This is a genomic window from Paenibacillus sp. MT124 (genome assembly GCF_058792755.1).
In genome coordinates, this window is the sequence record NZ_CM179500.1 from 3,264,704 (window position 1) to 3,283,352 (window position 18,649).

The following is an 18,649-nucleotide window of genomic DNA, read 5'->3' on the forward strand; positions in this document are numbered from 1 at the left end:
TGCTGAGGAATGGCCGTGCCATTCCTTTGCCTTTTGCCACGCAGAGAGCACAGCGATGTGCTCTTTTCGTGATGTAAGATGCTATCGGAGGACCAATGGGGGTAGGAGGAGAAGCTTATGGGTCTAAGTGAAGAACATGAAGTATTGCTAAGTCAGCAGCCGCCTCATCTGTGGAGAAGACGCAAGCAGGAGCTGCTGCACTGGACGGAACGTGATAAATATACCGTGTCTGCGAAGAGAACGGTGTTGTGGAACGGTGTAGAAATAGATGCGGAACTGCTTGAAGCCTTATCCTCACTTCAGCAGGCCGGTGTTGGGACCGAGTTTTCATGTGCCGGAGTGAGTCCGCTAGATGAACCGATAGACCATTCGTTATATGCCTATGTTACACTAGTGCAAAGTGAAACCGCCGATCAATTCGTACAATATGCACTGAAGCATATGCGGAATCGCCTGCTCGTTACGCTTGAGGTCGAGAAGGGACGTTATGATTTGTCTTCTTTCTTCATTGGGCATAATCGCAGCTTCTGCTGGTGGATGGAATATTGTGCAGCCCACTTCTCCATGAGAAACGAGAAGAGGGTTGATACGTAGTATAACGATGGGCATGTTAGTCGGTGATGGGGAGGGAACACGGCATTGAATAAATGGCTCAAAACCATATTGTTTTTGGTGGCTTCCGTTTTTCTAACACGTTTTATTCCGTTTTCTTCGTTGTTCCGGAATCTGGACACGATGATTCATGAATTCGGTCATGCTTTAATGACCCTGCTGTTATCTGGGAAAGTATTACGAATCGAATTATACGCCGATCACAGCGGTGTCACATACTCATCCATGTTAACACCAGGCAGATCCATTCTGGTGTCATTGGCAGGGTATGTCACGGCCTCCCTTTTTGCATGGTTGTTATTCTATCTATACCGAAAAGGGCTGCAGTTGTGGGGGCTGGGTATCATAACTGCTGTAGCGCTGGTTTCACTTTTGTTATATGTACGAGGAGAATTCGGCATGTTATGGCTTACAGGTTTCATTGCTCTGAATGTCGTAATTATGATCTTTGGCGCTAAAATCGTGAAGTACTACTATTTGTTGCTCGCTTTCTTGACCCTGGAAGAGTCTGTGGTTAGTGCCATGTACGTCGGTTTCATGTCCTGGACACAGCCTTCACGGGCAGGGGATGCAGCAAATCTGGCTCAACAGACATTCCTGCCAGCCCTGTTCTGGGGTACACTCTTTGCCTTGTTTGCGCTGTGGTGTGCAAAGGGGGCGCTGAGTCTGTTTTTCCGCAAAGAAGGTACATCACGCAGTCAACGTTCACGTGGTGTACGTTCGCGAAACGCCTAAATGCGTTCAAAAGGCACTTCCTTTTGCGATAAAGGAGGTGCCTTTCTGCATCATTTGTTATTTTTATACCACTAATCTCCGAGATTCTCCCATAGGACGTAGAAATAATAAATCTCCTCCATAATCGCCTGATCATCTTCAGCGGCAACGCCTCCCCTAATTCGTGCAAGGGTACCCAGAATGTCGTAAATGGTCTCACGTTCCACACTAAACTGAATACGATTGACGATACGTTCCCAGGCTTGCATTGCATATTCAATTTGAGACTTGGCCTCCGTCCACTGTTTTTTCTCCACATGCTTTTCCAAGGTTTGTACGGATTCAAGCAAGCGATCCTGTGTACCAAATGGTTTTTTGAGAAATGACCCTGTGGCCATGATGGCTACAAACAGAACAAGCAATAATATGGGTAGTACATACAGCAACCAGAAACGTGTTTTCATTCAACCGCCTCCATGCAGATAGTAAAAGAAAATTTAGAAGGGTCCTTTATAATCACCCATATCCGTTTTTTCTGAAAAATGGTCTTCGAAAAGATCGACATACAATTTATCGTTAGGCAAAATTGCCGCAAAAGCAATGTCCTGGATCGTAATGTTTTTCTTTTTTAACTGTTCAGTTAGCCAATTCAGGTCCTTGTTTCTCTCTTTCAGGTTTTGCTTGATCAAGACACCATCAATAATGAGCTCGGTCATAAGTTTGCTTTTTGGAGGATGCATATGCATGTCCTTGGCTGTAACTGGCTGATTCTCGGGTTTCAAAACAACGGAGAGACTGCCATCCGGTTCAAGGATTGCATAATCCAGTGTCGTGATGTCAAATACGTCTTTTTGACGCAGCATCATGGTCAATTCATCGAATTTCACTCGCATTTTATGCAGGTTCTGTTCAAGGATTTTACCGTTCTGTATGACTACGGTAGGATCAGAATCCATCAGCTTGGAGATCGTTCGATTTTTAAGTGTTATGTACTGAAAGATAATCGTAATGATTGTAAAAATGGTAAGCGCGACAAAATGAATCCATGCCTTGGAAGACAAATCAGTAGCGAAGGTTCCCGCAATGGAACCAATGGTAATACCATTGATATAATCGAAATACGTGAGGTTACCCATTTGTTGTTTGCCGAGCACTCTTGTATAGATGATCAGGGTCAAAAAAGCAATTATGGAGCGTACAGCTACAACCCATGTTTCTTCCATCATGTATGTATCACCTTCCTACACTTGGCGTACTTCAACATCACTTTCAAGCTGCCAGTGGTTATTGTTGACTAGTACAAGCTTTTCCTCGGCTGGATGATCTTATTCGGAATATGAAAAACCCGAAACCAGGTTACGCACCTGGTTTCGGGTCCTTTTTGCATGTTAATAATTATTTTTAGCGCTTTATTATTAAGGTTGCCTAAATAGAAAGATCAATCAGGCCATTAGACGCCAGCATAAGCCATAAAACCTCCGTCGACAGGTATAACCGTGCCGGTGACGAATGCAGACTGCTTCTCATCCGCAAGCCACATGAGCGTGCCCAGCAGGTCTTCAGGCTTCCCAAACCGGCGCATTGGCGTATGTGCTATGATTTTGCTGGAACGTTCAGTAGGAGAGCCATCTGGATGAAGCAGCAAATTCCGGTTTTGTTCCGTAAGGAAAAATCCTGGTGCAATGGCATTAACCCGGATTCCCGATTCGGCAAGATGGACTGCCAGCCATTGCGTAAAATTGTTAATTGCAGCCTTGGCTGCACTGTACGCAGGCACTTTGGTCATCGGCGAAGGTGCACTCATGGACGAGATATTAATGACTGTTGCAGGCACATCTCGATCAATCATTTGTCTTGCAAAGATCTGGGTAGGAATAAGGGAGCCCACAAAATTCAGATCCATGACCTGGCGGAACCCATCCACACTGACGTCAAAGAATGTGGTGACATCAGGCTGCTCGAGATCTTCCATTCTGAAAATTTCATTCGTCGTATTGGCACTGGCGTGATTACCGCCTGCGCCATTGATTAGGATATCGCATGGACCCAGCTTTTCCTGTACCGTTGCCGCGGCGGCCTTCACACTGTCCACTTGGGTTACGTCACAAGCAACGGCAATGGCCGTTCCGCCAGCTGCTTCAATTGCTGCAACAACCTCTTCTCCTTTGGAAACCGTACGATTGAGAATGGCCACACGGGCCCCGTGACGAGCAAGTTCTTCGGCCATGGATCGGCAGAGGACGCCAGCACCACCTGTAATTACCGCTATTTTGCCTTCCAGACGGGAAGATGTTTCAAATACATAGTCGCTCATGCTTTTGTCCTCCTTTGTAGCGAATCCCAGACACCCCAGAGATACATGATACCGAGAGCACGATCGTACAGACCATAACCAGGTCTGCATTGTTCGCCCCAGAGGTGACGCCCGTGATCGGGTCTTGCATAACCTTCAAATCCAATGTCGTGGTAAGCTTCAACTACACCTGCAATATCCACGTTCCCATCCTGGCTGCGATGTGAAGTCTCAATGAAGTCACCGTTATCATACACTTTGACATTACGAATATGGGCAAACGGAATCCGGTCACGGAATTCATGAATCATACCAATAATATCGTTATCCGGGTTAGCTCCAAGAGATCCGCTGCACAGGGTTACAGAGTTGTAAGGGCTATCATAAAGATTCAGATATCTGCGCAGGTTATCCTGGCTGATAATGATTTTTGGTAAACCGAAAATAGGCCATGGTGGATCATCCGGGTGGATCGCCATTCGAATGCCAAGACGCTCAGCCGTAGGAATGATCTCCTGTAGAAAATATCGGGCATGCTCCCACATATCTTCCTCGGTCACATCCTTATAAGCTTCGAACAGACCCGTCAGGTACTGCAATCGTTCCGGTTCCCAGCCTGGCATCGTTAAGGCGGAATTTTCGGTTATGCGCCGCACAAGTTCCAGTGGTTCAATATCTGCGAGCTTGCTGCTTTCATAGAAGAGAGCAGTGGATCCGTCTTCCATTTCCTTATGAAGATCCGTACGCAGCCAGTCGAAGATGGGCATAAAGTTGTAACAGATTACTTTTACGCCGACCTGAGCGAGTTTTTCCATCGTTTTTTTGTAATTGTCGATGTATTTGTCCCGAGTAGGCAGGCCCAGCTTGATATCTTCATGAATATTGACACTTTCTACTACATCCAAATGCAATCCTGCACGATCGGCTGCCGCTTTGACAGCCAGAATTTTGTCCATGGGCCATTCTTCGCCTGCCGGAACATCATGCAGTGCCCACACAATGCCCTCCACTCCCGGAATCTGCCGAATATGATCCAGCGTCACCGTATCATTGCCTTCGCCAAACCAGCGAAAAACCATTTTCATCACGTTCACCTCATCAAGTGTAATTAGAAAAAGCCAGACATGTCATTGTTGAAAATAGGAAGGATATGTACTCTGAAGGATGGCCAGGTCTGTGACGGTCAGGTGAAGATGTTCCTGCATAATTCGTTCTGCCGTCTGGGCATCATGCTGCTGGATGGCCTCCACCATGGACCGGTGCTGCTCGATCAGATGATCCCACTGATGATCCGAAGACAAACGAAGCATTCGGCTTCGATTGAGGTGTACATTCATTTGCTGGATCACGGTCCATGTTTTGCTTTTGCTGCATCCTGCAAAAAGGGTGCTATGGAATTCCTCATCCAGTTGAAACATTCGTTCATCGTCCGGTTGCAGCAAACAGGCTTGCTGCTGAGCAAGGTTTTGCTCCAATAAAATCATCTCCTGATCCGGAAAGTGCTCGCATGCAAGCCGGATCACGGCCCGTTCCAGCTGCTCACGCATGAAGCGTGCTTCTTCAACGAGGTCTACCTGTATAAGAGAAACATACGTACCGCGCTGCGGATATACTTCAAGCAAACCTTCCTGTGCCAGTCTTACAAAACTCTCTCGAACAGGAGTACGGCTTACCTGAAACTCCAGCGATATTTCCTTCTCGGAGATAGCCATGCCGGGAGGCAATTTTAAACTTAGAATCAATTGCTTCAAAGTAACATAGACGACATCCCGGGTTGAGGAGGCTTGCTTATTCATGGACGACAGACCGTTTAGGGAAGACGACAAACCGGCTTTGGACGAAAACTTTGGGATATATTCCACAACTTCAACTCCTTCAATGACATACTACCATACTTGTATGGTAGTGTGGAAGCGCTTTTATCACATTTCAAATGGAATAATGAATGAATAATTGAGTTTTATCTGGAGTAGAGGTAAAATAGGGATCGATAGGTTTAAACTCTTAAACCAATGCATGTGAATGTATACAATGATTGAGTAGATTGAGGTGAACATATGGGTCAACAAGCGATAAGTATCTTTCAGTCCTGCATTCCATTATTCCAAGTCCTAAGCGATAACCACCGTCAAAATATTTTGTTAATCCTAACCGAGCGGGGTCAGATGACCGTAAACGAGATTACAGAACAATCCAGTCTGTCGAGACCAGCCATCTCTCACCATCTCAAGTTACTGCTTGAGAAAGGGCTTATTTCCGTGGAACAGAAGGGTACCCAGCGGTATTATTCCGCTTCCCTGAAGCCATCCGTTGAACTGTTGAAAGAACTGGTTGCTGCGTTGGAGAAAGAGTGTCTGTAGACAACGAATGAATCAAAACGACTAAGCATGTGTAGTCTTCCATTCAATACGTTCGTTTGTTTAAACGTTTCATCAATATAAGTAGAGGAGACATAAGATATGAGTACCCTACAGGAGTTAGATCGTCATGCGGTTAAGCTGATTTTGGAGCAGCAGCACCAGTTTTTCCGTTCCGGGGCCACGCGTTCAGCGGAGACTAGAATTGAGCGTTTAACCCAGCTGAAGCAGGCTATTCAGAACTATGAGTCCAAACTCACCGAAGCGCTGCATCAGGACTTGGGTAAAAGTGAGTTTGAATCCTACACGACCGAAATTGGTTTTATGATGGACAGCATCAAACACACGATACGGAAAATAAAAAATTGGGTCAAACCCGTTAAAGTAAAAACGCAGATGGCTCTGATCGGCTCCAAAAGTTACATTATCCCTGAGCCATATGGATCCGTGCTCATTATCGGACCTTTCAACTATCCGTTTCAGCTCCTGATAGAACCTCTGGTTGGTGCGATTGCCGCTGGGAACACCGCGGTGCTCAAAGCCTCTGAAAACACACCTGCCGTTTCGGCCGTTGTTCGTGAAATAATCGCCTCGGTATTCGAGCCGGGTTATGTACAAGTCGTAGAAGGTGCCAAGGACACAACGACGGCACTAATTAATGCTCCGTTTGACTACATCTTTTTTACGGGCAGTGTATCGGTAGGTAAAATCGTCATGGAGGCCGCTGCCAAAAACCTCGTTCCTGTTACCCTGGAGCTTGGTGGGAAAAGTCCTGTCATTGTCGACGAGAAAGCTGACATTAAAATTGCTGCTGAACGCATTATATGGGGTAAACTGCTCAATACGGGACAGACCTGTATCGCTCCGGATTATTTGCTTGTGCATGAACGAGTGAAGGAGCAGCTGATCTCGGAGATGAAAACAACTGTAGAGTCCTTCTTCGGTACAGATATTCAGCATAATCCCGATTATGGGCGCATCGTCAATCAGGCTCATTACAGAAGATTAACGAAGCTTATTGAACGGGACCAGGACAAAGTGATCTATGGCGGTCACTCTGATGAAGCGGATCGCTATATTGCACCGACACTGATTGACGCTGAATCCTGGGATACAGCCACCATGGAAGATGAGATCTTCGGACCGATATTGCCTATAATCAGTTACCGCAGCATTGATGAAGCCATTGATGGGATCTTGAAGCGTCCGAAGCCGCTGGCACTTTATTTGTTCACATCAGACATACAGCTTCAGGATAAAGTGCTCAGCGAGGTTTCTTTTGGAGGCGGGTGTATTAATGATACGATCACTCACGTAGCCAATCCACGGCTGCCATTTGGCGGTGTAGGACATTCCGGTATGGGCTCTTATCATGGGCGGTACAGCCTCGAAACCTTCTCACATATGAAAAGCGTGCTCAAAAAGAGCACGAAATTGAATTTGTCCATTTTGTACCCGCCGTACGATGGCAAGCTGAAGACAATCAAGCGTTTGTTGAAATAGTTTGTTGAAATAGTTTGTTGCAATAAGTACTGCTGCATCAGCAGAGGGATTTCATATTCATCTATTTCGCTTTACATTGTGACAGACTCACTGTGGAGCAAGCTGTTCCTGTCTGAATTGAGACGGTGACATGCCTGACCAACGCTTGAATTGACGGCTAAAGTGAGCGATATCCTTGTAACCAAGCATTGCAGCGATACTTTGAACGGACAGTTTCGGATTACCAAGCAGGACCTTTGCTTCGTGCAAAACCATCTCGGAGAGCGCCACGCGCGGAGACTGACCAAATACCTGCTTGAACACACGGTTACAATGAGAAGAGCTAATCCCCAGTTCAGTAGCAATGTCATCAATTCCGTAGTGGCTGTCGGTTTCATTGCCTTGCTTAAATTGCTGGTTTACCAGCCCTTGCAGTCGATTCCGGATCTGATGAGCGAGCTCAATCCGTTCATATCCTTCGGAGAACAGATGCGCTGCCTCCTGAGAGACGGCTTCCCACAAGTGCCCGAATAATTCGAATACAGCGGATTGCAGCTGCATGCGCTGAACCATTGTATTCGGTGTCGATTCTTCATTTGCAGAATTCATTAATTTGCTCAAAACCGGCTCAATCTTTAATGTAACCGGATTGTCTGCATGGAAGAGGGTCTGCTTGATTCGGGCAAGCAAGGAGAGGAACAACTGATCATCGATATCAAAGTGCATGCAGAAATAGGTAAATCCCTGACCGTCCTGGCTCTGGCTGGAATGAACGCTTCCTGGAGGAATGAGGAGCAGTTCGCCAGCCTTTTGTGTGTACATTTGTCCGTTCACCGACATGAGCTGCACACCTTCTGTTACATAGTTCAGCTCATACTGCGGGTGTTCATGTGCCGGATAATTCCAGTCCGCACCAACACTTCGCAGATGAATGGCAAAAAGATTGACGGTGGTTTGTACATCCGGGTAGAAGACCTCATGTACACTTTCACCCAGAGCGGGAGGCAAATAAGTAGAAGACATCGGAGACCTCCTTTATAATAGAAACAAATTAATTGGGCAGTCAGCTTACAAGGCTGGCATGCTCGAAAATAAATGTAATCGCTTTATTCCATTATAAACGACCAGCTTGATTTGGGTAAATATCCGATTGATTTGTCCATGGTCTAGGGCGGAATGAGCATGTTAGGATGAGGCTATGAAAACGCATGCAAACCATATTGAGAGGGGTCATCGTTCATGAGCACATCCAAATCAATCTTTTATAACGCCCACCACTCACCGATCGGGGCTTTTGCAAGTTTTACACTTGGATACAAAGGTGCCAAGGGGGGACTCGGCCTGGAGCTGGGAAAACCTGCAGACCAAAATATATATATAGGATTACAATCTCGCGATGGCGAACATTATGAGGCACTGCCTTTTTTTGCAGCGACCGAGGATGAGAGTGTTCGCTACGATGTAGAGAAACTGGACAATGCAGAAAACGGAATAGAAGAGGGAGCTGAAACACAGTCCCAGGCACATACTTCAACCCGATCGAAGCGTCCGCTCATTGCAGCATTTCGTGATGAAGAAATTACACGTGAATTCAAGTCCGGTACAGACACCTGGACAGCGGGAGATCTGACTTTCCGGATCTATTCGCCAGTTCGTCCTGTACCTGAACCGAAGCATGGTGATATTGAACAATTAAAAGATGCCTTGGTTCCAGCGGTTCTCGTGGAGATGACGATTGATAACACGCAAGGGCAGCAGTCACGAAGAGCATATTTCGGATACCAGGGTAATGATCCGTATTCGGCAATGCGCATGATCGGCGGACCCGAGGGCGGAAAGCTCACGGGTGTCGGACAAGGAAGGCTTACAGCGATTATGTCTGCAGATGATGGACTGTACCCTGCACTTGGATTCACGTTAGATAAAATCCTGCAGGAAAAACATGTGGAGAATCTGGCTTTTGGATTAGGTCGCACAGCCGCATTGCTAATGGAAGTCCCTGCTGGAGAGAAACGTACATATCATTTCGCAGTTTGTTTTTACCGCGGTGGCATCGTCACTTCCGGTTTGGATACGACGTACTGGTATACCCGGTATTTCGCGGATATCCAGGAAGCTGGCCAGTATGCCCTGGATCGTTTCGATGCATTGACATCATCTTGTGAGGAAGCAGAACAGCGTCTGGGTACCAGCTCACTGTCGGATGATCAGGCATTTATGCTCGCCCATTCCATCCATAGTTATTATGCAAGCACGCAGCTGCTGGACGCAGATGGAGAACCGTTCTGGATTGTCAATGAAGGCGAGTACCGGATGATGAACACCCTTGATCTGACAGCAGATCAGTTATATTTTGAACTTGCCCTGAACCCTTGGACCGTACGCAACGAGCTTGAATGGTTTGTGAAACGTTACAGCTATACCGATCAGGTTCGCTTCCCCGGGGAAGATCAATTGTACCCAGGTGGCTTGACCTTCACCCATGATATTGGTGTGGCGAATGTGTTCTCCCGTCCAGGACATTCTGCCTATGAGTTAGTGGGAATAGATGATTGCTTTTCCCAGATGAGTCATGAAGAGCTTGTGAACTGGCTGTGCTGTGCAACCGTCTACATTGAACAAACCCAGGATCAGGAATTTGTGAAGCAGATGCTACCTGTAATTCAGGATTGCTTCGAAAGCATGCTTAACCGGGATCACCCGGATGAAGATCAGCGGAACGGTCTGATGGGACTGGATAGCAGCCGCACGAAGGGCGGAGCAGAAATTACGACGTATGACAGCCTTGATGTGTCACTCGGTCAATCCCGTAACAATATTTATCTGGCAGGGAAATGCTGGGCTGTATATGTGGCTCTTGAAAAGCTGTTTGCCGCGGAGAAACTCTCGGATTTCTCCCTTCAGGCCGGACGTCAGGCTGATCGCTGTGCCGCGAGTGTTGCAGCCCAGTTGACGGAAGGAGGCTACATCCCGGCTGTTATTGCAGAGAATAACGATTCCCGTATCATCCCGGCTATAGAGGGGCTGGTATTCCCTTACTTTACAGGCTGTGAAGGTGCACTGGATGAACATGGCCGGTTTGGTTCTTACCTGCAGGCACTCCGAACCCATTTGAAGACCGTTCTAGTACCAGGTACTTGTCTATTCGAAGATGGGGGATGGAAGCTGTCCTCGACTAGTAATAACTCGTGGTTAAGCAAAATCTATCTGTCCCAGTTTATCACTAGAGAAATACTGGGCATGGAATGGGATGAATCAGGGCAGGCATCCGATGCCGCGCATGTGAACTGGCTGCTGCACCCCGAAGAGTCTTACTGGTGCTGGAGTGACCAGATCCTGTCGGGCGTTGCCGTAGGCAGCAAATATTACCCGCGCGGAGTAACATCCATCCTTTGGCTGCTGGAAGGCAAAGGTACACGTTTGGAACAGATCTATGCTAGCAAGGAGGCAGTACGATGAATCGTTCAATCGTTCAACAAAACTTAGCTGGCCCGCAGTATGATGCGTGGCTTGGATATCTCTCTGGTGAATACAGTCGTAAGGGTACTGCAAGTCAGACGGTTCCTGCTTGGGTGAAACGTATAATTACTATAGAGAAGCATGAAGTCATTGCTACAGCTCTGGAGGAGCTTACACTAGGATTGGAGAGATTGTTCGGTGAGAAACCAATAACAGTCTTATCCGGTACCGACCTTACGGATAAACAGGCTTCCCATGATCCTGGTATCTGGATTGGTACGTGGGCAGGCAATTCACTTCTTGCAGAGGCGTTCAGCGAGAGTGAACGTGCCGCTGTTCAAGGTGAAGGCTTCGTCATCCGTGAAGACGAGGAACTAGCCAGACTCTTCATTGGTGCTGAGACACCTCAAGGTGTACTGTATGGTACATTCCATTTGCTCAGAGAGCTGGTACTGGCACAGGGGAGTTCAAGTGAAGTGGATACATCTCCGAATAAGTGGAGTCATGTGATTGAGCAGCCACGGAATGCGCTGCGGATGATTAATCAATGGGATAACGTGGATGGAAGCATTGAACGCGGATATGCCGGTAAATCCATCTTTTATGAAAATGGAGAATTCACGCAAGATAACGTACGCATTCGGGATTACGCACGATTGGTCGCTTCGACTGGCATTAATGCCCTTTCCATCAACAATGTCAACGTGCACCAGCGCGAAACATTGTTTCTGACAGAACGATTTCTGAGTGATGTAGCTCGTGTGGCCTCTGCATTCAGAGCGTATGGTATTCGACTATACTTAAGCGCCAACTATGCAAGTCCAATGGAGATCGGCGGATTGCTTACCGCAGATCCACTGGATGAACAAGTACGAGAATGGTGGAACATTCAGACTGCCAAAGTGTATGCGGCCATCCCTGACTTTGGCGGATACCTGATCAAAGCGGATTCCGAAAATCGCCCAGGTCCATTCACTTACAATCGGGATCACGCAGACGGGGCGAACATGCTAGCTGAAGCACTTCGTCCATTTGGTGGATTGGTTATTTGGCGCTGTTTCGTCTACAACTGCAAGCAGGACTGGCGTGATCGATCCACAGACCGTGCACGTGCTGCTTATGACCACTTTAAGCCTTTGGATGGCCGGTTTGCAGATAACGTCATTTTGCAGATCAAAAATGGTCCGATGGATTTTCAGGTCAGGGAAGCTGTATCTCCGCTGTTCGGAGCGATGGATAAGACCAATCAGGTACTCGAATTTCAGATCACACAGGAATATACAGGTCAGCAGCGGCATTTATGTTATCTGATTCCACAGTGGAAAGAAGTATTGGATTTCGACACCTATGCGAAGGGACAAGGATCGGAAGTTAAACGTATTGCGGATGGTTCCCTGTACAACAGACCTCATAGTGGTTTTGCCGCTGTTTCGAATATTGGTGCAGATGCATGCTGGACAGGACATCCACTTGCTCAGGCCAATTTGTACGGTTATGGTAGACTCGCCTGGAATCCCGAACTGTCTTCCGAAGAGATTGCTGACGAATGGGTTAGACTCACGTTTGGGCACGACGAAGAGGTTGTTCGTCTCATCACTGGCATGCTTCTGGACTCTCTGGGCATCTATGAAAATTATACGGCACCGCTCGGAGTAGGCTGGATGGTTAATCCGGATCATCATTATGGCCCCAATGTGGACGGTTATGAATATTCCAAGTGGGGAACGTATCACTTCGCAGATTGTAAGGGCATTGGAGTAGATCGGACCGTACAGAGCGGTACAGGTTATACATCGCAGTATCATACTGAAAATGCGGAACGATATGAAAATGTCACGACCTGTCCGGATGAGCTGCTGTTATTCTTCCACCATGTTCCTTATACGCATGTGCTGCATTCTGGCAAGACCGTCATTCAGCACATTTATGATACACACTTCAAGGGTGCGGAACAGGCGCAAGCTTTAGCGGAAACCTGGAGAAAGCTTGAAGGTAAAGTGGACCCGGAAATTTTCGAAACCGTAGCTCTGCGTCAGGATAATCAGGCCGAACATGCCAAGGAATGGCGGGACATGATTAATACGTACTTCTATCGCAAGAGTGGTATTGAGGATGAGCAGGGACGAACCATTTATTAATAGAGAATTCAGCTACACATACCATTTTTATTGAATGAAAGAGCAGCATTGGCAACCAAGAGGAGGCGAAATCCAATGGGACAGCATCAAATACCCCAGACTATGAAAGCAGCTGTAATGACTGAACCTGGACGAATCATCATCGAACAACAGGCTGTACCGAAGCCTGCAGAGGACGAAGTTCTGATTCAGGTCATGGCAGTGGGCGTGTGCGGGTCGGATGTGCATTATTTTGAACACGGAAGAATCGGCAGATTTGTAGTGGAAAAGCCCATTATTCTGGGGCATGAATGTGCAGGTATTGTAGCTGCTGTAGGCTCGAACGTATCACGCTTGAAGGCGGGTGACCGGGTTGCCATCGAACCAGGCGTTACTTGTGGACGCTGCGTGGCGTGCAAGGAAGGACGCTATAATCTGTGTCCAGATGTACAATTCCTTGCTACCCCGCCTGTGGATGGTGCATTTGTACAATACATGACCATTCGTGAGGATATGGTTTTTCCAATCCCGGATCATCTGTCCTTTGAGGAAGCTGCCATGAATGAGCCCTTTTCGGTAGGTATTCACGCTGCGCGTCGTAGTAAACTTGCTCCAGGAACCACGCTGGCGATCATGGGCATGGGACCTGTTGGGCTGATGGCTGTCGCTGCTGCAAAATCATTTGGAGTCGACAAAATTATCGTTACGGACCTGGAGGAAGTTCGGCTTGAAGCTGCTCGGCGTATGGGAGCCACGCATACGATCAATGTGAGAAACGAGGATGCACAGACGGTCATTCGAGAGTTAACGAATGGAATCGGTGTGGATACGGCTTGGGAAACTGCGGGGAATCCCAAAGCGCTCCAATCTGCATTGTATTCACTGCGGCGGGGAGGCAAACTTGCCATTGTAGGCCTGCCGGCACAGGATGAGATTGCACTGAATGTTCCTTTTATTGCTGATAACGAGGTTGATATATACGGGATATTCCGCTATGCCAACACCTATCCAGCGGGAATTGAATTCCTGAGCTCCGGTCAGCACGATGTATTGTCCTTGATCACGGATCGTTATTCACTGGATGAAACTCAACAAGCGATGGAACGAGCTCTTCACAATAAGAGCGGCAGTCTGAAAGTGATGGTCTATCCCAACGGCAAGTAATTCTCTACTCAGGAAGTCCCGATTCAGGGACTTCTTTTTTTTCATTTTCACCAAATAAATGATTATACAAGCTCCCATAACATGGTATAATTCATGGAGATTTTAATATATAAATGGATACAAACCACTCTGGTTGGTAAGCTACTTAGCGAAAGGAACTGAAGGTTGTGAGAACACATGAATTTACGATTCACTCTGATTTTCACCGGGATGATCTGATGTCTATATCTTCTCAAGCGTCACGTTTTGCCTCGGATATTTCATTGTCGTTTGTTGAGTCTGAGCATGAGCATCGTGTAGATGTCAAAAGCCTGCTTGGCATGGCGCTTCTTCCGATTCGTCATGGCAGTATAGTCAGATTGCAGACGCGAGGAAGAGATGAATTGGAGGCTCTGGAGTACATGCTGGATGTACTGGAGAAGGGAATAACTTAGAACGTGATCAGGTGCAGATTGTGGCGAATAGGTAAATATTTATCGTTTCTTCAAATCCTGCTGGTACTTTGTCCAAAAAAAGAGTATAATAAAATTTAGTTCTATTCAAGGAAGTACCCATTTAAAGGAGTGTAAATAGATTATGCCAAAAGCTGATATCCATCCAAAGACACAAACGGTTATTTTTTACGATGCAAGTGCTGATTACAAATTCCTGAGCTCTTCGACTAAATTCTCGAACGAGACAATGGAATGGGAAGATGGCAACTCTTACCCTGTAATCCGTGTGGACACTAGCTCCGCATCCCACCCTTTCTTCACTGGTAAACAAAGAAACGTGGACATCGGTGGTCGTGTTGACAAGTTCAACCGTAAATACAACCTCAAAAACTAGTTTGTCCATAGATGACAAGATCAACCTCGGGAGTTCGTTTCCGGGGTTTTTCTATGTCTTAAACATCATTTGCAGGTCTACAAGGCTCCAAACTCTGACAAATTTGATTAAGGATTGCGCTTACATATCATTCAGAGGTAAACTAGGACATGAGTGAAATCATATTGGAGGAGGAAATAGAGATGAGTAGCATTACACATATGGTTACGTTTACACTTTACGCTGGCAAGGATACATCAGAGGCAGAAGCTTTTCTGAAGGAAAGTGCGGAAGCACTTGCAGTCATTCCGGGCGTGGAGAACTTTCAGGTACTGCGTCAGGTAAGCGCCAAAAATGAGTTTGACTACAGTTTCTCAATGGTTTTCGCCGATCAAGCAGCTTATGATGCTTATAATGAGCACCCGGTTCACCGCAAATACGTGGAGGAGCGTTGGGAGAAGGAAGTAAGTCGTTTTCAGGAAATTGATCTGATTAATCACGGAATATGATATAAGCCTTTAATGATTAGGTCAGGGAATGACACGTTTCGAAACCGTTTTAGGTCATCATGCTGCATTTGCAGTGTTTTCATTTATGGATATAGAACCAGAGAGGTGCTGTCGCCATGCAATTGGATCTTACAGGCAAGACCGCGCTGGTCACTGGCTCCACTGGACAACTCGGGAGAGTCATCGCCCGTACACTGGCTAGTTGTGGTGCCGATCTTGCGCTGCATTACATAAACAATGAAACGAAAGCTCTCGAACTTAAGCAAGAGATTGAGGCTGGTGGTAGACAGGCAGTTATCGTTCAAGGAGATATTACGAAACAGGAAACGGCTATGCAAATGCGGGATCAGATTCAGGCTGGTCTTGGCGTCGCTGGGGTTGATATTGTGGTGGCTAATGCAGTTATTCAATATGAATGGACCACGGTGCTCGAACAATCTCCCGAAGACTACATCAGCCAGTTCGAATCTTGTGTGCTGCAGAGTGTGTATCTCGCCAAGGCATTCATTCCGTACATGAAGGAAGCTAGAGGTGGTCGATTTATCGGCATTAACACGGAATGTGCCATGCAGAACTTTGAGACACAATCGGCATATACCGCTGGGAAACGTGGGATGGATGGACTGTATCGGGTCCTTGCCAAGGAAGTGGGAGAGTATCAAATTACCGTCAACCAAGTCGCTCCAGGCTGGACGATAAGCGATCGTGATCGTAACAGCGAGCCTGGACATGATGAGGGTTACACGCGTACAGTTCCTTTGAAACGCAGGGGTGAAGATCAGGAGATTGCCAATGCGGTAGCCTTTTTGGCTTCGGATCTGTCCTCTTTTATTACAGGTGCCTATATCCCGGTCAATGGCGGCAACGTGATGCCAGCTATTTGATTTGAAGATGTGTTAGAAGATGTGTTAATTGAATCAATTATATACTTATATCTTGTTTGAAATGATTCATTGAAACACCCCTAATCTTGCTCCGTGTAGACGGAATGGCTTAGGGGTGTTTTGTTTTATATATCCCAAAATACATATGATTTTGATTCGGTTTTCGAAAGATTGGGGTATTAGAATAGGTATATTAACCGGGTGGAAACATAACTCAAATTAAGCGATTAAAGGAGATCAGCTATGAAAAAAACAATCGCAGATGTACTGGTAGAAGCATTATTAAATGCAGGAATTAAACGAATATATGGCATCGTGGGTGATTCTCTGAATGCCGTACTGGATTCCATCCGGCGGTCGGGTAAAATCGAATGGATTCATGTTCGTCATGAAGAGGTAGCTGCATTTGCGGCTGGAGCTGATTCGCAGGTCAGTGGAAGTATCGCAGTCTGTGCTGGCAGCAGTGGGCCAGGAAACATGCATCTGATTAACGGCTTGTACGATTGTCACCGAAACCGTGTGCCTGTACTTGCTCTTGCTGCTCATATTCCTAGTGATGAGATCGGAAGCGATTATTTTCAATCGACTCACCCGGAATATCTCTTCCAGGAATGCAGTCATTATTGCGAGGTCATTACGACTGCCAAGCAAATGCCTCGATCGGTTACGATGGCGCTGCAAACTGCGGTCTCGCGTTCAGGCGTATCCGTCATTGTACTTCCAGGCGACGTGGCAGGTCTTGAGGCAGCGAATCTGCCTGTCCCCGAGCATGTATACCATGTGACACAGCCTGTTGTTCACCCTTCTGAGCAGGAATTGCGGAAATTGGCCGATTACCTGAATCAGGACAAAAAAATCACATTGCTCTGTGGTGCGGGATGTGCTGGTGCGCGGGAATCTCTCATGCAATTGTGTGATCGTCTGAAATCCCCAATGGTTATCGCTTTGCGTGGTAAGGAGTATCTGGAGTACGACAATCCCTATTCAGTCGGCTTGACCGGCTTGATCGGGTACTCATCCGGTTATCATGCCATGATGGACTGTGATGTTTTGTTAATGCTTGGAACAGATTTTCCCTATCGTCAATTCTATCCGGAGGATGCGATCGTGCTTCAGGTCGATATACAGTCATCCCATCTTGGTCGGCGTACGAAGCTGGACTATGGGTTGTGTGGAGATGTCAAATCGACCATTGAGGCTTTGATGCCTTTACTGACGCACGAGCATCATGACAAACATCTGCGTAAAAGTGTCGACCATTATCTGAAGGTACGTAAGGAGCTGGATGAACTTGCTGTCGGTAAACCCGGAAAGAAACCGATTCATCCACAGTATCTAACCAAAGTAATCAGCGATGCTGCTGGGGAGAATGCCATTTTCACCTGTGATGTAGGTACACCTACGGTATGGGCCGCACGCTACCTGGAGATGAGCAGTAACCGAAGATTACTGGGTTCATTCAATCACGGTACCATGGCAAATGCACTTCCACAGGCGATAGGTGCACAGGTAGCGAATCCGGGAAGACAAGTGATCTCGCTGTCTGGAGATGGCGGGCTTGCGATGTTAATGGGGGACCTGCTGACGCTCAAACAGCATAATCTCCCGGTCAAAGTGGTCGTGTTCAACAACAGTGCGCTGAGCTTTGTGGAGTTGGAGATGAAAGCGGCAGGATTCCTAGAATCTGGCACCGAACTCGTGAATCCCAACTTCGCCATGGTTGCACAAGCGATGGGCATCGAAGGTATTCGGGTAGAAGACCCCGCAGAACTGGAGGGAGCGGTGGAACGTGCACTTCAACATGATGGACCTGTCCTGATCGATGCTGTCGTGAATCGTCAGGAGCTGTCCTTACCTCCGAAGATTAATATCAAACAGGCAGAAGGTTTCACGTTGTGGATGATGAAGGCGGTGCTCAACGGGCGTGGCGATGAATTGATCGAGCTTGCCAAAACCAACTTGCTCAGATGATGTGCGTGTAATGCGTAATCTACTTGCACAATAGTACATCTCACATGAATGGAGAGCGTAAATTCACCGAATAGTGAATCCTCTCCTTCCTGAGATGGCAAGGTTGTGATCCAAATCATAGTATGTACTCATATGATATGGTTTGTTTTTACGTCGTAAGTCCATTAAAATAGATAAAGTCAGGCAGGATTTATGTCAGATTTAACCTACATATGTCGCAAATTGTTGAATTACATTTTTATCGCAATGAGCCGATCCGATGACAAGATGACTAACACAA

Annotated in this window: 18 protein-coding genes; 12 read left to right on the forward strand and 6 right to left on the reverse strand. The window is 46.8% G+C overall.

Going from position 1 to position 18,649, the window contains the following annotated elements; translation table 11 throughout:
- Window positions 1-117: 117 nt before the first annotated feature.
- Window positions 118-594 carry a hypothetical protein gene (locus AC3RCI_RS14905; RefSeq protein ID WP_286457376.1) on the forward strand — a complete coding sequence of 159 codons (477 nt, stop codon included), beginning with the start codon at window positions 118-120 and terminating at the stop codon, window positions 592-594.
- A 45-nt stretch (window positions 595-639) separates the two neighbouring features.
- Entirely contained in the window at window positions 640-1,347 is a 708-nt protein-coding gene (locus tag AC3RCI_RS14910; RefSeq protein ID WP_492525161.1) for a M50 family metallopeptidase, read from the forward strand.
- Window positions 1,348-1,418: 71 nt separating this feature from the next.
- Here AC3RCI_RS14910 and AC3RCI_RS14915 read toward each other — a convergent pair whose 3' ends face one another.
- The 5 genes from AC3RCI_RS14915 to AC3RCI_RS14935 form a co-directional block, all read right to left on the reverse strand.
- Window positions 1,419-1,790 (reverse strand): DUF4363 family protein, encoded by a 372-nt coding sequence (locus AC3RCI_RS14915; RefSeq protein WP_492525163.1) that lies wholly within the window; start codon window positions 1,788-1,790, stop codon window positions 1,419-1,421.
- Window positions 1,791-1,823: 33 nt separating this feature from the next.
- A complete protein-coding gene (locus AC3RCI_RS14920; protein ID WP_492525165.1) occupies window positions 1,824-2,552 on the reverse strand; it encodes a DUF421 domain-containing protein in 729 nt (242 codons plus the stop codon).
- A 224-nt stretch (window positions 2,553-2,776) separates the two neighbouring features.
- Window positions 2,777-3,640, reverse strand: a complete 864-nt coding sequence (locus AC3RCI_RS14925; RefSeq protein WP_492525167.1) for an SDR family oxidoreductase — start codon at window positions 3,638-3,640, stop codon at window positions 2,777-2,779.
- On the reverse strand, window positions 3,637-4,704 hold the full coding sequence (gene uxuA / locus AC3RCI_RS14930) for a mannonate dehydratase (RefSeq protein WP_095287061.1): 1,068 nt from the start codon (window positions 4,702-4,704) through the stop codon (window positions 3,637-3,639). The genes AC3RCI_RS14925 and uxuA overlap by 4 nt, the downstream gene beginning before the upstream one ends.
- A gap of 42 nt (window positions 4,705-4,746) precedes the next feature.
- Entirely contained in the window at window positions 4,747-5,415 is a 669-nt protein-coding gene (locus AC3RCI_RS14935) for a GntR family transcriptional regulator (protein ID WP_492529915.1), read from the reverse strand.
- A 261-nt stretch (window positions 5,416-5,676) separates the two neighbouring features.
- Between AC3RCI_RS14935 and AC3RCI_RS14940 the strand changes: the two genes are divergently transcribed.
- Together AC3RCI_RS14940 and AC3RCI_RS14945 are read left to right on the forward strand one after the other, a co-directional pair.
- Window positions 5,677-5,979, forward strand: a complete 303-nt coding sequence (locus tag AC3RCI_RS14940; protein WP_095287060.1) for an ArsR/SmtB family transcription factor — start codon at window positions 5,677-5,679, stop codon at window positions 5,977-5,979.
- Between the two features lie 99 nt (window positions 5,980-6,078).
- Window positions 6,079-7,479 carry an aldehyde dehydrogenase gene (locus AC3RCI_RS14945; protein ID WP_492525169.1) on the forward strand — a complete coding sequence of 467 codons (1,401 nt, stop codon included), beginning with the start codon at window positions 6,079-6,081 and terminating at the stop codon, window positions 7,477-7,479.
- Window positions 7,480-7,566: 87 nt separating this feature from the next.
- On the opposite strand, the gene AC3RCI_RS14950 is transcribed toward AC3RCI_RS14945, so the two are convergent.
- Window positions 7,567-8,481, reverse strand: a complete 915-nt coding sequence (locus AC3RCI_RS14950) for an AraC family transcriptional regulator (protein WP_492525171.1) — start codon at window positions 8,479-8,481, stop codon at window positions 7,567-7,569.
- A gap of 216 nt (window positions 8,482-8,697) precedes the next feature.
- On the opposite strand from AC3RCI_RS14950, the gene AC3RCI_RS14955 reads away from it, so the two are divergent.
- The 8 genes from AC3RCI_RS14955 (at window position 8,698) to poxB (ending at window position 18,369) form a co-directional block, all read left to right on the forward strand.
- Window positions 8,698-10,917, forward strand: coding sequence for a glycoside hydrolase family 52 protein (locus tag AC3RCI_RS14955; protein WP_492525173.1), 2,220 nt, complete (start codon window positions 8,698-8,700; stop codon window positions 10,915-10,917).
- Window positions 10,914-13,055, forward strand: a complete 2,142-nt coding sequence (locus AC3RCI_RS14960; protein WP_492525175.1) for an alpha-glucuronidase family glycosyl hydrolase — start codon at window positions 10,914-10,916, stop codon at window positions 13,053-13,055. The genes AC3RCI_RS14955 and AC3RCI_RS14960 overlap by 4 nt, the downstream gene beginning before the upstream one ends.
- 75 nt (window positions 13,056-13,130) lie before the next feature.
- Window positions 13,131-14,198 carry an NAD(P)-dependent alcohol dehydrogenase gene (locus AC3RCI_RS14965; protein ID WP_492525177.1) on the forward strand — a complete coding sequence of 356 codons (1,068 nt, stop codon included), beginning with the start codon at window positions 13,131-13,133 and terminating at the stop codon, window positions 14,196-14,198.
- Between the two features lie 167 nt (window positions 14,199-14,365).
- Window positions 14,366-14,632 (forward strand): HPr family phosphocarrier protein, encoded by a 267-nt coding sequence (locus AC3RCI_RS14970; RefSeq protein ID WP_236146554.1) that lies wholly within the window; start codon window positions 14,366-14,368, stop codon window positions 14,630-14,632.
- Window positions 14,633-14,774: 142 nt separating this feature from the next.
- On the forward strand, window positions 14,775-15,026 hold the full coding sequence (locus tag AC3RCI_RS14975; RefSeq protein ID WP_095287054.1) for a type B 50S ribosomal protein L31: 252 nt from the start codon (window positions 14,775-14,777) through the stop codon (window positions 15,024-15,026).
- Window positions 15,027-15,208: 182 nt separating this feature from the next.
- Window positions 15,209-15,514 (forward strand): Dabb family protein, encoded by a 306-nt coding sequence (locus AC3RCI_RS14980; RefSeq protein WP_336780188.1) that lies wholly within the window; start codon window positions 15,209-15,211, stop codon window positions 15,512-15,514.
- Window positions 15,515-15,630: 116 nt separating this feature from the next.
- Window positions 15,631-16,398 carry an SDR family NAD(P)-dependent oxidoreductase gene (locus AC3RCI_RS14985; protein ID WP_336780189.1) on the forward strand — a complete coding sequence of 256 codons (768 nt, stop codon included), beginning with the start codon at window positions 15,631-15,633 and terminating at the stop codon, window positions 16,396-16,398.
- 243 nt (window positions 16,399-16,641) lie between these two features.
- Window positions 16,642-18,369: a ubiquinone-dependent pyruvate dehydrogenase gene (gene poxB, locus AC3RCI_RS14990; protein ID WP_492525179.1), complete on the forward strand. Its 1,728-nt coding sequence runs from the start codon at window positions 16,642-16,644 to the stop codon at window positions 18,367-18,369.
- The last annotated feature ends 280 nt before the right edge of the window (window positions 18,370-18,649 follow it).

Coding starts and splice junctions, on each gene's coding strand:
- AC3RCI_RS14905 (WP_286457376.1), top strand. CDS start 118: ATGGGTCTAAGTGAAGAACATGAAGTATTGCTAAGTCAGCAGCCGCCT.
- AC3RCI_RS14915 (WP_492525163.1), bottom strand. CDS start 1,790: ATGAAAACACGTTTCTGGTTGCTGTATGTACTACCCATATTATTGCTT.
- AC3RCI_RS14920 (WP_492525165.1), bottom strand. CDS start 2,552: ATGATGGAAGAAACATGGGTTGTAGCTGTACGCTCCATAATTGCTTTT.
- AC3RCI_RS14925 (WP_492525167.1), bottom strand. CDS start 3,640: ATGAGCGACTATGTATTTGAAACATCTTCCCGTCTGGAAGGCAAAATA.
- uxuA (WP_095287061.1), bottom strand. CDS start 4,704: ATGAAAATGGTTTTTCGCTGGTTTGGCGAAGGCAATGATACGGTGACG.
- AC3RCI_RS14935 (WP_492529915.1), bottom strand. CDS start 5,415: ATGAATAAGCAAGCCTCCTCAACCCGGGATGTCGTCTATGTTACTTTG.
- AC3RCI_RS14940 (WP_095287060.1), top strand. CDS start 5,677: ATGGGTCAACAAGCGATAAGTATCTTTCAGTCCTGCATTCCATTATTC.
- AC3RCI_RS14945 (WP_492525169.1), top strand. CDS start 6,079: ATGAGTACCCTACAGGAGTTAGATCGTCATGCGGTTAAGCTGATTTTG.
- AC3RCI_RS14950 (WP_492525171.1), bottom strand. CDS start 8,481: ATGTCTTCTACTTATTTGCCTCCCGCTCTGGGTGAAAGTGTACATGAG.
- AC3RCI_RS14955 (WP_492525173.1), top strand. CDS start 8,698: ATGAGCACATCCAAATCAATCTTTTATAACGCCCACCACTCACCGATC.
- AC3RCI_RS14960 (WP_492525175.1), top strand. CDS start 10,914: ATGAATCGTTCAATCGTTCAACAAAACTTAGCTGGCCCGCAGTATGAT.
- AC3RCI_RS14965 (WP_492525177.1), top strand. CDS start 13,131: ATGGGACAGCATCAAATACCCCAGACTATGAAAGCAGCTGTAATGACT.
- AC3RCI_RS14975 (WP_095287054.1), top strand. CDS start 14,775: ATGCCAAAAGCTGATATCCATCCAAAGACACAAACGGTTATTTTTTAC.
- AC3RCI_RS14980 (WP_336780188.1), top strand. CDS start 15,209: ATGAGTAGCATTACACATATGGTTACGTTTACACTTTACGCTGGCAAG.
- AC3RCI_RS14985 (WP_336780189.1), top strand. CDS start 15,631: ATGCAATTGGATCTTACAGGCAAGACCGCGCTGGTCACTGGCTCCACT.
- poxB (WP_492525179.1), top strand. CDS start 16,642: ATGAAAAAAACAATCGCAGATGTACTGGTAGAAGCATTATTAAATGCA.